The sequence below is a fragment of the Agrobacterium sp. 22-209-1 genome, from assembly GCF_053522485.1.
This window is the reverse complement of record NZ_JBNWCH010000001.1, coordinates 12,551-26,085: the sequence shown is the minus strand read 5'-3', so window position 1 is coordinate 26,085 and position 13,535 is coordinate 12,551. Positions and strand designations below refer to the sequence as shown.

General features: G+C 59.3%; 13 protein-coding genes. 11 read left to right on the top strand and 2 right to left on the bottom strand.

Features of this window, described 5'->3' with window-relative positions; genetic code table 11:
- The first annotated feature begins 239 nt into the window (after positions 1 to 239).
- Together ACQZ48_RS00125 and ACQZ48_RS00120 are read left to right on the top strand one after the other, a co-directional pair.
- Positions 240 to 1,133 carry a transglycosylase SLT domain-containing protein gene (locus ACQZ48_RS00125; protein ID WP_448728308.1) on the top strand — a complete coding sequence of 298 codons (894 nt, stop codon included), beginning with the start codon at positions 240 to 242 and terminating at the stop codon, positions 1,131 to 1,133.
- A gap of 173 nt (positions 1,134 to 1,306) precedes the next feature.
- Positions 1,307 to 1,720, top strand: coding sequence for a hypothetical protein (locus tag ACQZ48_RS00120; RefSeq protein WP_448728307.1), 414 nt, complete (start codon positions 1,307 to 1,309; stop codon positions 1,718 to 1,720).
- Between the two features lie 36 nt (positions 1,721 to 1,756).
- Here the strand turns inward: ACQZ48_RS00120 and ACQZ48_RS00115 are convergent, their stop codons facing one another.
- Complete coding sequence (locus ACQZ48_RS00115; protein WP_448728306.1) at positions 1,757 to 2,659, bottom strand: hypothetical protein; 903 nt, start codon at positions 2,657 to 2,659, stop codon at positions 1,757 to 1,759.
- A gap of 190 nt (positions 2,660 to 2,849) precedes the next feature.
- Between ACQZ48_RS00115 and ACQZ48_RS00110 the strand changes: the two genes are divergently transcribed.
- From ACQZ48_RS00110 to ACQZ48_RS00085, 6 genes are all read left to right on the top strand, one after another.
- Positions 2,850 to 3,830: a 3'-5' exonuclease gene (locus tag ACQZ48_RS00110; RefSeq protein ID WP_448728305.1), complete on the top strand. Its 981-nt coding sequence runs from the start codon at positions 2,850 to 2,852 to the stop codon at positions 3,828 to 3,830.
- A 182-nt stretch (positions 3,831 to 4,012) separates the two neighbouring features.
- The gene (locus tag ACQZ48_RS00105) at positions 4,013 to 5,098 is read left to right on the top strand and encodes an ABC transporter ATP-binding protein (protein WP_448728304.1); all 1,086 of its coding nucleotides are present in this window, start codon (positions 4,013 to 4,015) and stop codon (positions 5,096 to 5,098) included.
- Positions 5,099 to 5,128: 30 nt separating this feature from the next.
- Complete coding sequence (locus ACQZ48_RS00100; protein WP_080796270.1) at positions 5,129 to 6,418, top strand: ABC transporter substrate-binding protein; 1,290 nt, start codon at positions 5,129 to 5,131, stop codon at positions 6,416 to 6,418.
- A 235-nt stretch (positions 6,419 to 6,653) separates the two neighbouring features.
- Positions 6,654 to 7,565 carry an ABC transporter permease gene (locus tag ACQZ48_RS00095; RefSeq protein ID WP_448728303.1) on the top strand — a complete coding sequence of 304 codons (912 nt, stop codon included), beginning with the start codon at positions 6,654 to 6,656 and terminating at the stop codon, positions 7,563 to 7,565.
- Between the two features lie 4 nt (positions 7,566 to 7,569).
- Positions 7,570 to 8,388 carry an ABC transporter permease gene (locus ACQZ48_RS00090; protein WP_448728302.1) on the top strand — a complete coding sequence of 273 codons (819 nt, stop codon included), beginning with the start codon at positions 7,570 to 7,572 and terminating at the stop codon, positions 8,386 to 8,388.
- Positions 8,389 to 8,399: 11 nt separating this feature from the next.
- Positions 8,400 to 9,203 carry an aspartate/glutamate racemase family protein gene (locus ACQZ48_RS00085; RefSeq protein ID WP_077984164.1) on the top strand — a complete coding sequence of 268 codons (804 nt, stop codon included), beginning with the start codon at positions 8,400 to 8,402 and terminating at the stop codon, positions 9,201 to 9,203.
- On the opposite strand, the gene ACQZ48_RS00080 is transcribed toward ACQZ48_RS00085, so the two are convergent.
- Positions 9,095 to 9,721: a hypothetical protein gene (locus ACQZ48_RS00080; RefSeq protein WP_448728301.1), complete on the bottom strand. Its 627-nt coding sequence runs from the start codon at positions 9,719 to 9,721 to the stop codon at positions 9,095 to 9,097. The genes ACQZ48_RS00085 and ACQZ48_RS00080 overlap by 109 nt on opposite strands.
- Positions 9,722 to 9,799: 78 nt before the next feature.
- Between ACQZ48_RS00080 and ACQZ48_RS00075 the strand changes: the two genes are divergently transcribed.
- From ACQZ48_RS00075 to ACQZ48_RS00065, 3 genes are all read left to right on the top strand, one after another.
- Positions 9,800 to 9,967, top strand: coding sequence for a hypothetical protein (locus ACQZ48_RS00075; protein WP_448728300.1), 168 nt, complete (start codon positions 9,800 to 9,802; stop codon positions 9,965 to 9,967).
- Between the two features lie 594 nt (positions 9,968 to 10,561).
- A complete protein-coding gene (locus ACQZ48_RS00070; RefSeq protein WP_448728299.1) occupies positions 10,562 to 11,464 on the top strand; it encodes a hypothetical protein in 903 nt (300 codons plus the stop codon).
- A gap of 51 nt (positions 11,465 to 11,515) precedes the next feature.
- Positions 11,516 to 13,384, top strand: a complete 1,869-nt coding sequence (locus tag ACQZ48_RS00065; protein WP_448728298.1) for a tyrosyl-tRNA deacylase — start codon at positions 11,516 to 11,518, stop codon at positions 13,382 to 13,384.
- The last annotated feature ends 151 nt before the right edge of the window (positions 13,385 to 13,535 follow it).

Here is a 13,535-nt window from a genome sequence, read left to right as displayed (position 1 = left end):
ATTCCTGATGGCAGTGGCACAGGGCCGATGATGACGTCGAGAGAATGTTGACGGTCCATTACTGACTTGAAAGTGGCTGCCCGCCGTCCTCGTCCCGTCCGATCGCGCCAGTCCGTTCGATGTTCGATACGTGATGACAAGCCGCAAAGCTGGGCATATCTTCCGGATTGGCCGATAATCGGCACATCGTGTCTGGAGTTTTCGGGGACTTTCGCTTGGCAGGGATATCGACAAGCCGCATGGCTCTTGCCCTGTGTCTGCTGACCGCAGCCTTTGGGGCGGCGCAAGCCGAAGAGCCCGCCAGGGAAAAAACCGCCTGCGCTTATACCCATGATGTCGCGCCGGATTTGTGCATCAATGCCGACAGTTACAATAACGATCTTTGCCATGCCATTGAGGTTCTTGCCGTCCGCCATGCCGTTCCTCCGGATTATTTCGCCCGGCTGATCTGGCGAGAAAGCCTGTTCCGGGCGAGTGCGGTCAGTCCGAAGGGGGCGGAGGGCATTGCCCAGTTCATGCCGGGAACGGCGCAGTTGCGCGGTCTCGAAGACAGTTTCAACATCATCGCCGCGCTTGAGGCATCTTCCCGATATCTCTCCGAATTGAACGTGCAGTTCGGCAATTTCGGCCTTGCCGCCGCAGCTTACAATGCGGGGGAGGCGGGCTTGCGGAATTTCATCGCCAACGGCCGCCTGCCCACCGAAACCCGCGATTATGTGTTCGCGATCACCGGTTATCCGGTGGAGACATGGAAGGACAATCCGCCGGAAAAGGCTGCACCGGCGCTGGATGACGACCGTTCCTTTCTCGATGCCTGCGTGCGTCTCGCCGACACCCGCACCATGAAAGATCCCGTTCTCATTGCATCGGCCGACTGGGCGCCCTGGGGCGTGCAGCTTGCGGCGCATTATAATCCGGCCGTGGCGAACCGGCTTTTCACCCGGGCGATCCTGCAGCTTTCGGAGCCGCTGAATGCCGAGCGGGCTTTGATCGTGCGGCAGCGGGGCGGCAATTTCGGTTCGCGGCCGCGTTATGCGGCCCGTATCGGCCGGGAAACCAGAGCTGAAGCCAACGCGCTTTGTGGCGATATCCGGCGGGCGGGCGTTCCCTGCACCGTGTTCCGCAACAGGTAAAAACTGCGCGCGCCGGACCGGTAAATCGGCTTCCCGCGAAGGGGCTGATCATAACAAGTTGATCGGCTTTGGGGCCGTTCCATCTTTCGGTGCAAAATGATCCCGCCTAGATTTGCCCCTGGGTGCCGGCCGAAAGCCTGGGCAGGTGACGTTTTGTAGGGAATGATCTGGAAATGAGATGGCTTGAAAGTGGATGTCTGGCGGCCGTGCTGGTCATCGTTGCGGCGTGCACCAGTGCCGGCGAGACGGAGATTTCCCGCACTGTCGCGGGTTTCGTGGCACAACCGCGCGAGGCCGCAATCGCTCGGATCGGCCGCCCGAACAAGGTCATCATCGAAAACGGCGAAACCGAATCCTACTGGCTGAAAGTCGATAGGCAGACCTATGCCGGCCTAAGCAACAGGCGCGAAGTCAAGATCGTGGACGGGCAGGCGCAGGTCACGGAAACCGAGGGCATGAAGATCAAGGAACATCGCCGCGACTGCATCATCAAGATAACCGCGGATGCCGGCTCCATCATCAGGACGAGCGAGATCATCGGCAATCCGGCCAATTGCGAAAACCTTCTCCACAGGCAGGCCTCCTGAGGAACTGCTGTCGCGGCCGCTCCGCTTGCCGAAGCCTCAAAGCTCCATCTTGATGGTCAGCATATATTCGGTGCCCTTCGCCCGGTCACGCGTGCGGGAGACTTCAAGCGTGACCTCGTCCAGCTTGTGCCCCAGGGTTTCCTTGATCGTTCCTCCCGGCGTATCCTCGCGCCGGAACGAGGTGTCGCCGTAACCGACGCCGATTTTGCGGGTAATGGCGTTTTCCGTGTAGGTTCTTCCGAACATGGCGGAAGCCTGGCCGCTGCGCACCGTCGTTTCGAAACCGCGGGATTCGATGTTGCGATAGGCCGAGGCGGCAATCGAATTGTCCGAACTGCTATAGCTGGCGCCGGCGCTTATTCTGGCGAGGCGATGGCCGTCATGTTCCAGGGAAAAATTGCCGTCGGCCGAAGGTCCGAAACGACCGCCGTTCATGGCGTCCTTATAGGTGAAGCGGAAACGGCCACTGCGTGCGTCCACCTGATAATTATAGGAAGCATCGCCGCTACGGATCTGAATGCCTGGCGCCGGCTCGCTGCCGAGGATCGGCGAAACCTTGTCCGCGAACTGGAACAGCGGTTTGGTGACCTCTTCGAATTCCGACTTCGACAATGCCAGTGGCTTGCCATCCGGGTCGAACTTCCCGACCGCCAGGCACGGGCGCTGGTTGATGATGCTCTTCAGGGCAAAGACGGTGCAATTGTCGCTTGTCGTGCCGGCAATCGCGGCGTGGACGGAATTGCGCAGGGTGTAACTGCCGCAGCAGGAGAATGCTTCATTGTCGTGGCTCGCATCGCGCGTATAACCCGTAAAGACGATGCCGCTCGCGCCGTTGGTAAGGCCTGCATTGGCGAAATGCGGCCCGCTTTGCAGCGGAAACAGTTTCAGACGGCTCTGGTCAGCGAGCGTTTTCGGGTTGGAAGGCGATGGAAGCGGCATTCTTCTTCTCTCCTGAACACGGGAACGGTGCGCTTTTTCTACCATCGTAAATTGAAGCCGCAACCCTTAACTGTACCCCGTGAGATATGCCGTTTCTGTGGATGAGAGCGACCGCTGTTGTTACTGTGAGCCCGTGCGCATATGTTGGAATACTCAATCTTGATTTCCGGGCAAGGCGGACAGGCACATAATGACCTCCCAGTTGGATTTTTTCTCTCCCGCGGCAGCGCGGCTTCCGCAGGCTGAAAGAGGGCGAAAAGCGGGTGGTCTCGAAACGACCCAAAAGACCGCTACGGACGATGAGGCCCTTGCTGCTTATCTTGAATCCACCGGTAATTATCGTGTCCTGCGCCGGTTGCAGCCGCGCGCGGTCATCGATCGGCCAAGGCCGGAATTCGCCCGTCAGGGCGTGATCCTCGATACGGAAACGACGGGCCTCGACCATCGGACCGACGAGATCATCGAAATCGGCGTCATCACCTTCACATTCGACGATAACGGCACAATCGGCGATGTCACCGGCATCTATGGCGGGTTGCGGCAGCCTGGTATCGCCATTCCCGAAGAAATCACTCGTCTGACCGGGATCACCGACGAGATGGTGGCGGGGCAGTCGATAGACATGGGCCGGCTGACCGCCCTCATTGCCCATGCCGATCTGATCATCGCCCACAATGCCGGTTTCGACCGCCCCTTTTGCGAGGCCTTCTCGCCGATCTTCCGCGACAAGGCATGGGCCTGCTCCGTTTCGGAAATTGACTGGCGCGCGCGTGGTTTCGAGGGCAACAAACTCGGTTATCTGATCGGGCAATCCGGCTATTTCCACGACGGCCATCGTGCCGTGGACGATTGTTTCGCCCTGCTGGAAGTGCTGGAGCAGACGCGCCCTGGCCAGAGTAGAACGCCGTTTGCAGAACTCCATGAGGCGAGCCTGCGCTCAAGGGTGCGTCTCTACGCGGAAAACAGCCCGTTCGACATGAAAGATCATCTGAAAAAGCGGGGCTATCGCTGGTCCGACGGTTCCGATGGACGGCCGAAATCCTGGTGGGTCGAACTGCCGGAGGAAAAGCTCGAAGAGGAACTGCATTTCCTGCGGACCGAAATTTACCGCTGGGATGCCGATCCCACGGTCAAATATCTCACCGCTTTCGACCGGTTCAAGGCCGGGTGAAGCGCGGGGCGTTTCGGATTTTTGGATTGCATACAATTTCTGCAATGAATCGAAAACAATCGACGTAAAATTGGGCAAGTCCGGGCAAAGCTTTCCGGACCGCAGAAGAATATCATTTTACATCAAAGGCTAAGCCGATTGGCACGCCTCCTGCATGACAAAGACGTCGCAGGAGAGTGTTTATGAGCAAAGCCGCAGCAATCGACATCGCGTCCGTATCCAAGATTTACGGCAACACCACCGCCGTGCATGCGATAAGCCTCAAAATACCGGCCGGGAGCTATTGCTGCCTGCTTGGGCCATCGGGCTGCGGCAAGACCTCGACGCTCAGAATGATCGCCGGCCACGAAAGCATCTCCAGCGGTGACATCAGGCTCGGCAATGCGGTCGTCACCGATCTGCCGCCCGCCCGGCGCGGTACGGCCATGATGTTCCAGTCCTACGCGCTGTTTCCGCATCTCGATCTCGTCGACAATGTCGCTTTCAGCCTCAAGATGAAGGGTGTGGACAAGGAAACCCGACGGGCCAAGGCGCTCGATATGCTGCGGCTGATGCAGCTCGAACCCTATGCCAGCCGCCGTCCGGCCCAGCTTTCCGGCGGGCAGCAGCAGCGGGTGGCGCTGGCGCGTGCGTTGATTACCGATCCCGAGGCGCTGCTTCTGGACGAGCCGCTTTCGGCGCTGGACCCGTTCCTCAAGATCCGTATGCGCGCCGAGCTGAAGAAACTGCAGACCTCGCTCGGCATCACCTTCGTGCATGTCACCCACAGCCAGGAAGAGGCCATGGCGCTTGCCGATATCGTCGTCGTCATGAATGACGGCCGCATCGAACAGGCGGCCACGCCGCGCGAGGTGTTCGAGCGTCCGGCCACCGCCTTCGTCGCCCGCTTCATGGGCGACCACAACGTCATTTCCGGGCGCTACCGGGAAAAATCGGGAGACCTCGTCACGCTCGAAGTGGCGGGCGGCGGTACTTTCACGGCAGGCGGCGTCGCCCCGGATGAGGGCGCGGTCGATATCGCCGTGCGCACCGACCGCGTGCGCGTGGGTGAGGCGCAACAGCCGGGCCTCGGTTTCACCGGCATCGTCTCGAACGTCGAATATCGCGGCGCAAGCGTGAAGATCGCCGTAACCGGCGCAGGCATCGAGGATTTCAACGTCATCCTCAGCGATGCCGCCTTTTTCGAGAATCCGGTCAGGACCGGCGACGCCATACCGCTTTCATGGAATGCGGCCGATGCCATCGTGCTCGGCCGGATAGAGAAGTGACCCCAAAAATAACCAGAGGAGAACTTTGAAATGACCGATACCACCAACAGCAAGAAGGGCCTGTCCCGCCGCGGCCTCCTGAAGGCGGGCGCGGCCGCCACGGGTGCGGCGATCGGCTCCGGCCTCATCACCGGCTTCCCGACCATCTGGGCACAGAACCCGATTACTATCCGCCAGTTCGGCACCGGCGTCTCCAACCTCAATGCCATTGCCGAGAAGTGCAAGGCAGACCTCGGCATCACGCTCGAAATGACGGCGACGGATTCCGACGCCGCCGCCCAGCGCGCCGTCACCCAGCCGAACTCCTACGATATCGCCGATATCGAATACTGGATCCTCAAGAAGGTCTATCCGGCCGGCGTCATTCAGCCGATGGAAATCAAGAAGCTGAAATATTACGACAAGATCGTGCCGCTGTTCAAAAACGGCAAGCTGAAGCCGGACAGCGTGGTCGCGCAGGGTACCGCGCCGCACACGGTCGGTTTCGTTGAAAAGCCCGGCGACAAGACATTCGCGAAGGGCGAGACCGATTATTTCACCATGGTTCCCACCATCTACAATGCCGATACGCTCGGCATCCGTCCCGATCTTGTCGGTCGCGATATCACCAGCTGGGCCGATATCATGGACCCGAAGTTCAAGGGCAAGACCTCCATTCTCAACATCCCCTCCATCGGCATCATGGATGCGGCGATGATTATGGAAGCCATGGGCAACATCAAATATGCCGACAAGGGCAACATGACCAAGGAAGAGATCGACAAGACCATCGATTTCCTCATCAAGGCCAAGAAGGACGGCCAGTTCCGCGCCTTCTGGAAGAGCTTCGACGAAAGCGTCAACCTAATGGCCTCGGGCGAAGTCATCATCCAGTCCATGTGGTCGCCGGCCGTTGCCGCCGTCCGCTCCAAGGGTATCGCCTGCAAATACCAGCCGCTGAAGGAGGGCTATCGTTCCTGGGGCGGAGGTCTGGGTCTCGCCAAGCACCTGTCCGGCGCGAAGCTCGACGCAGCCTATGAATATATCAACTGGTACACCTCCGGCTGGGTCGGCGCTTATCTCAACCGCCAGGGTTATTACTCCGCCGCCATGGAAACGGCCAAGGAGCACATGACCGCCGACGAGTGGGGTTACTGGGTCGAAGGCAAGCCGGCTGAGGGCGACATCATCGCGCCCGACGGCAAGGTCATGGAAAAGGCCGGTGCGGTGCGCGACGGCGGCTCTTTCGAGGAGCGCATGGGCAAGGTCGCCTGCTGGAACTCCGTCATGGACGAAGACCGCTACATGGTCCGTCGCTGGAACGAGTTTATCGCTGCCTAGTACCCGAAACAGACAAGATCGGTGGCGTTGGCCGCCGGTCTTGACAGCAACAGAGCCTCTAAACGCGACGTCATCCTCGGGCTTGACCCGAGGATCTAACGACCCACCACATCAAACGTGGTTGGATCCTCGGGACAAGCCCGAGGATGACGTCGCGTTTGAAGAGAACTTTGCCTGACACACTACCCGGTGCGAAAGCCGCCGGGCTTCTGCAAATACAGCGAAAGGCTTCACCATGGTGACGGTCAGACTCATTGGCGTCAGTGAAAAAAAGGACAAGCCGCCCCGCAGCTTTGCCCTGCCGCAGAAGCTTGTGTCCTATATTCAGTCCCTGCCACTTTTGCTGATCCTCGGCTTTTTCCTGGCTCTTCCGATCCTGATGATCGCCATCGTCAGCTTCTGGGACTACGACTTCGCCCAGATGTATCCCGATTTCGTCACCTTCAATTATAGCGAAACGTTAGGGTCCTGGGTCACCTGGCAGACCTATCTCAATACCCTGAAATATGCCGCCATCGTCTGGGCGATCACGCTTTTCTGCGGTTTCTGGGTGGCGTACTTCCTTGCCTTCCACATTCGCACCACCACCATGCAGATGGTGTTGTTCCTTGTCTGCACCGTGCCGTTCCTGACTTCGAACATCATCCGCATGATTTCATGGATTCCCGTTCTCGGGCGAAACGGTCTTGTTAATAGCGCATTGGTGGGTTCCGGCATCATTCCCGAGCCGATCGAATGGCTGCTTTATTCGGATTTCGCCGTGGTGCTGGCCATGGTGCATCTTTATACACTGTTCATGGTCACGCCGATTTTCAACACGCTGATGCGTATCGATAAATCGCTGATCGAGGCGGCGCGTGATGCGGGCGCGACCGGCTGGCAGACACTCACCAACGTCATCATTCCTCTTGCCAAACCCGGTATGGCCATCGGCAGCATCTTCGTCGTCACCCTGGTCATGGCGGATTTCTCGACGGTTCAGGTCATGTCCGGCGGCCAGAGCGCCTCGGTGGCGCTGATGATGAAGAACCAGATGTCGCTGCTGCAATATCCGGCTGCTGCGGCGAACGCCGTCATCCTGCTCATCCTCGTTCTTCTGATGGTCGCGGGCATCCTGCGCATCGTCGATATCCGCAAGGAGCTTTGATCCCATGCATCAGGAAAAACGCGGCCGCGAATTCTACATCCTCGCCTTCTTTTTCGTCCTCTTCGTGCTGTTTCTCTACGGCCCGCTGTCGGCCATCCTCATCCTCGCCTTTCAGGGGCCGAATGGCGGCCTGACTTTCCCGCTGAACGGCGTTTCGCTGCACTGGTTCGGCAATCTCTTCGAACAGCAGGCCGTCGGAGATTTCGGCGGCTCCTTCCGGCGCTCATTCGCACTTGGCCTGATGGTCATGGCCGTTACCGTGCTGGTCTCGCTGCTGGCGGGCCTTGCCTTCCGGCGCAAATTCATCGGCGCGACGCCGCTATTTTATCTGTCGGTCGCAAGCCTCGTGGTGCCGTCGATCATCATATCGCTTGGTATTGGTGTTCTATCCCAGCAGCTTGGGCTGGAACCTTCATGGTATACATCAGCTTTCGGCGCGCATCTCACCTGGACGCTGCCCTTCGGCGTGCTCATCATGCTGGCCGTCTTCAACCGGTTTTCGCCGTCCTATGAGGAAGCGGCCCGGGATCTCGGCGCTTCCTCCTGGCAGACCTTCGCCCATGTGGTGCTGCCGATGATCGCGCCGAGCCTGATCGGCGTCGGCCTTTTCGGCTTTACGCTTTCTTATGACGAGTTCGCCCGCACATTGATGACGTCAGGCACCTACAACACGCTGCCGCTGGAAATCTACGGCATGACCACCAATGTCACAACGCCGGTGCTTTACGCGCTCGGTGCTGTCACAACCCTGTTTTCTTTCCTGGTGATCGCGGCCACGCTCGGCCTGATCGTCACGCTCAATCGCCGCCGTTCACGCGGATAAAGTAACGTCAAATGCGCATTCTCGTCATCAATCCCAACACCACGCAATCCATGACCGCGACCATTGCCGACGCCGCGATGCGTATAGCCGGCCGCGATACGGACATATTGGCCGTCACCTCCTCCATGGGGCCTGTCTCCATCGAAGGTTATTACGACGAGGTTTTCGCCGTGCCCGGCCTGTTGCTGGAGCTGGCAAAGGCGCCGACGCTTGGAGCCGACGCCGCGATCATCGCCTGTTTCGACGATACCGGGCTCGATGCGGCCCGCGCGCTCGCCGATATTCCGGTTATCGGCATCTGCGAGGCGGCGGTCTCCGCTACCGCCTTCATCGCGCAGAAATTCACCATCGTTACGACGATGGAGCGCTCGCGGCTGCCGCTGGAACATCTCGTCCATCGTTATGGCATGTCCGCCCGCTGCAATGTGCGCGCCGCCGATATTCCTGTCCTGTCGCTGGAAGATCCCGCCTCGAACGCCCGTGAAAGGCTGCGCGCGGAAATCGCGCTGGCCCTGAAAGAGGACAGGGCGGAGGCGATCGTGCTCGGCTGCGCCGGCATGGCGGATCTTGCCGCCGAACTCCGCGATGAGTTCGGCGTTCCGGTTGTCGATGGCGTCGCGGCGGCCGTCAAGCAGGCGGAATCGCTGGTGTCCATGGGGTTGTCCACCGCCAAGCGCGGCGCTTATGCCACGCCGCTCGCCAAGCCCTATCGCGGCTTGCTGGAGCCATTCCAGCCGGACAGGCTCTCGGGGGCATCCGCGGACAGTGGAGACGTTCTCACTGCCTCCGTCCATAAAACGACGAAGGCGAGCTGATAGGCCAGATCGCGCTGGACGTTCTGCAATGCCAGCTCGCTCAGAACTATTCTGGGTCCGTTTCTTTTCAAGATTTTCAACCGTTCGGCCCTGGCGAGTATGGCCGTGACATGAGCACGGCTGACCCCATAGGCGCGCGCCGTCGCCTTGCGGGAGAACACGCAACCTGTCGCATCGCACGCGTCCGCTTTCGCGGCGGACAGCAGGTCCAGCAAGATCAGGAAACCCGGCGCATGCCCAAGAAACATCCGTACTTCCTCTGAGAGAAAAGGCAAATCCTGCGCGTGCCGCAGAAGCCAGCTCACACCGTCGACAAGCACGCCGGTTCCGATGGCTTCCTCCGCAGGCGTTTCCGTTGCCGGGAGGGTTTGCCACGGCGAGGCCGCGACGCGATAGGTGCTTGCAAGCGTCTCGATGGCCGAAATAATCCAGCCGTTTAGCGACCATGGCCGCTCGCGGTTATCGTCGCCGGGCGTGTGACGCTGCGCGGTATTTTCCAGCTCCAGCCAGTCGATCAACGCCCGTGTCCTGCGGCTGGAAGCCCAGCCACGCGGAACGACGACTGCCTGCACTGCCGCCAGCGTAAATTGCCCGCCATGGACCGATGCGATGCCCACCGCGCACATGACAGTGGCGAATGCGCCGAAATCTCCAAGCGCGCGGACGAGGCGCTGCTCCTGTTTGAAGGCGGTCGATATGTGGCTGCAAAGATGGGCGACGGCATCGCCGAAGGCATCGTCGTTCAGGATTCGGTTCGCAAGTAAGCCCAGCCTCTCTCGAAGCATGTCCGGCCGAGGTCGGGCGAAGTCCCTTTTCGGGTGCGTCTTTGAAGTTGGGGCGCCTGCTTTTCCGGATACCTTTCTCCCGTGGTTTTTTGTTATTCGCTACTTTATGGCGAATTCGAAAGCGTGAGTTCTGTTCGCTGACAACGGCCGCTTGGGGCAGGGGTGACAGCCGAAAGGTTCCGCTCCGGAAGATGCGTGCATTTTGTTGCACTCCCCCGAGGCTCTGTTGCGGGGTATTAAGAAATACTCTCATAAATTGAATGTTAAGGAGCGCGTTAAAATGTGTTCCCTTTTGAGACGGTTTGCGAGAGTGACGCTGAAAATGAAGTTATCGACTGTTTTTATTGCATAAATTAGTGAAGTCGCGGATGCGAAATCTTTTGTCTATTTGTCATGAATACAATCTTTGATGGTTGCTTTTTAGGCATTGACGACATCGTGAAAGATGCATCCGAAACCACATGACACCTGAATGTTACTGCCATGTCTCTGGCGCGTTCGGCAGCGATGCCGGGCGGCGCGTAGAGCCCTTCATGCCCTTTATTCATCCCCGATTCTTCAGAGGAGGTTGAAATGATTCAACTTAAGCATGTTGTTTTTGCAGGCCTTGCGGCCTTCGCAATGAATTTCGATATCCCATCCATGGGCCAGCCGGCCATTGCGAACGCGGCCACCCTCACCGCCGAGCAGACGGCGGCTTTCCAGTCGAAACTGGAACAGGCGGAAGCGAGCCGCGAGCTGCTCGGCCGTCGATCCGTGTGCCTGATGGAACATCTGACGGCGCAACAGCAGCTCAGCGCTGACCGCGAGAAGGCGCTGGGGCAGGCCATGTACCTGCAGATCGAGCTGGAGCGGCAGGTGGTGCAGTCCGAAACCAGCGTGAAGGGCTATGAGGAGCTGGTTCAGTCCGAAAACGAGAACGTCAGGGCGCGCCAGGCCACCTTCGAAAAAGCCCGAAAGGAAATGGACGAGCAGGCCAAGCGAGTAAAAATATGCAGCGGCGTCCTCTTCTTCCTGCCGGGAATTTGCCAGGCCGGCGACGCGGCGGTCAAGGCGCTGGGCTGGATGAATGATGCGGAGAGGGAATACCGGACCGCGCGGCCGCGTCTGGACAATGCCCGGGCGGCTCTTGAAGGCGTTCGCAACCAGCTCGAAAACAATCGCCGCCAGCTTGCGGCGGCACAGCAGAGCCACGCGGAAAACCAGAAAGCGGTGAAAACTCTGGAGGAGCAGATCACCAGGCTCAAGGCGGCAATCTCCACCATCAACGTCAAGGTTCAGGACTTCAACATTCAGGTCGCCAACTTCACCAGTGCTCTGAAGGAAGCGAGCGAGGTCAATCCTGACGACGCGAAAATACGTCAGGTTACGCGGCTGTCGACCGAGATCGACGGCCTGACCAAAGACGTGCCGCAGTTCATTTCCTCCACCGAGGCCGGGCTGCCTGACGACGCGAAGAAACAATGCGGATCGTGAACGATCACCCCCAATGACTCTCCGCAACCACCCATCAACAGGAGCATGAAAATGAACAATGTCGTGACTTTCGAGAGCCGGACCGCCCAGATCAACAGCGCAATCGACGCCGGCGTCGATGCGATCGTTTCGCAACCGAATTTCAGCCTTCCCAAGTCTGATACGGCGCTTGTCCGGTCCTATGTCGATAAGATCCAGGGAACCTATGATGTCGAGCGCGCCAAGCGCGACACCGACAATGCGATCGATCTGCTTTACATCGCCTATAACACCACGCCGCAGGAAAACGGCGATATTCGCGTCCGCATCAGCGCTATCATGAACAGGCTGATCACGTCGCAGCAGAAAAGCGAAATAGTCATGAAGAACGCGATGGCGGCGGCGACCCGTATCGGCCTGTCCATCGCCGATCTTTTCCCGGACTGGCTCGATGTCAGGGAAGAAAACGATCAGGCCGAAATCAAGGCATTCGTCTCCAACGATCTGATAAAGCTCGCAACGGGCATCCGGGATAGGGCGCTCAGCGTTCGAGACGAGCTTCTGGCCCTTGCTGCGACCTACGACGCCATCATCAGGGACACGGCGCAAACCACGGATATGAGCGAAACGGCCTTGAGCAAACGCCTCGCCGATAAAGCGGTGATGGAACGGGAAATCCGGGAGGCGGACGCACGACGGGAACAGCTTGAATCGCTTGTCAACGATCTCAAGGAACAGGTTTCGGCATTCGAAAAGAAGGCCCGGGAATATGAGCAGCGGGCCAATACGGCGGAGCAGCGTGCTTTTGTCATGTCGATCGTCCGGGTCGGCGCGCAGATGATTTCAAGCGCAATTCCCGCCATTGCCATGGTGGCAGGCGGTCCCGCCTCCATGCTGGCCTCGTCGGTTGGCGGCGCGCTTTCGGGACAATCCAAGGCCGGACAGGATGCGGACGGGCAGGGCCAGGGTGGCGGCTCCCGCACCCCGTCAGGCGGCGGAAGCAAGGCCGATGCGGCCGCCAAGCAGAGCGAGCTTTCCGAAAAGAAAGCCGAGCTTCGCAAGAGCGAGGAAAAACGCGACGCTCTGAAGGGAGATGTCAAGTCGCTCGAGGACGCCAAGGCGAAGCTTGCGGACGACGCGGAAAGCGCCGACCCCAAATCGAGCAAGGCCATCGAGCTTGCCGAACTCGATAAACGTTTGGCTGCACGCGCCGCGGAACTCAAGGCGCAGGAAGAAAAGATCGCCGCTCAGCAAACGGTTATTTCCAGTCTGCAGGCCTCGCTCGATGCTTTGGACAAGGGGCTGGGCAAGCTTTCCGAAGAGCAGCAGCAGCAGGCTGCCAGCCTGCGCGAAATCCAGATGCAGATGATCGACAAGGCGGAGGCCTATGAGAAGGAGCGCCGTACCCAGGCGGCAGAACTCATCAGGATCAACGCCCTCCTGAAGGGAAAGCAGGCAGAGGATGACAAGATCAAGCTTGCGGTGCAATCGCTCAATGTCAGCATTTCGGCGCTGAAACGCATGAAGGAAATCGTTGAAGAAATCGCCTTCTTCTTCAAGGGCTTCGCCGATTTCATGCAAGCGGTCGCAGATGATGCCCAGCATCAGATCACCGGCATTGAAAATGTCGCCGGGCAGGAGACGCTGCGAAAGAACCGCTTCGCGCAGCTCATCCGCTCCGTCGACGAGTTCTTCGTCAGGCAAACCGCCCAGTGGCACGCGGTGGTGATCGTCTCCGACCGCTTCAACCGCAGCTTTGCCGAAGGATGGTCGAAGCTGAACAAGTTGCAGGGCGGATATATCAACAGTGACGATCTGCCGGCCTACCTGGCGGGTGTCGCGGAGAAGCTCTCGGCCATCGTCGCCGAACGCGAGGCCGCCGCGGACGCAAAAATCGCGTCGCTGCAGGCCTATCGTCAAGATCTGAGCAAGACCGCCTGATCCCCTGAGACCCTGCCGTTCCTTTTCCGGCTCGGCAGAAACGCATCCATGATCTCAGCCGGAATCGTCCCCCTCGGGCATGGGATCATGGGCAATGTCCTGCCGGCGCAGATGCCGGCAGGACGGCCGCCGAAACTTCGACATTCACCAA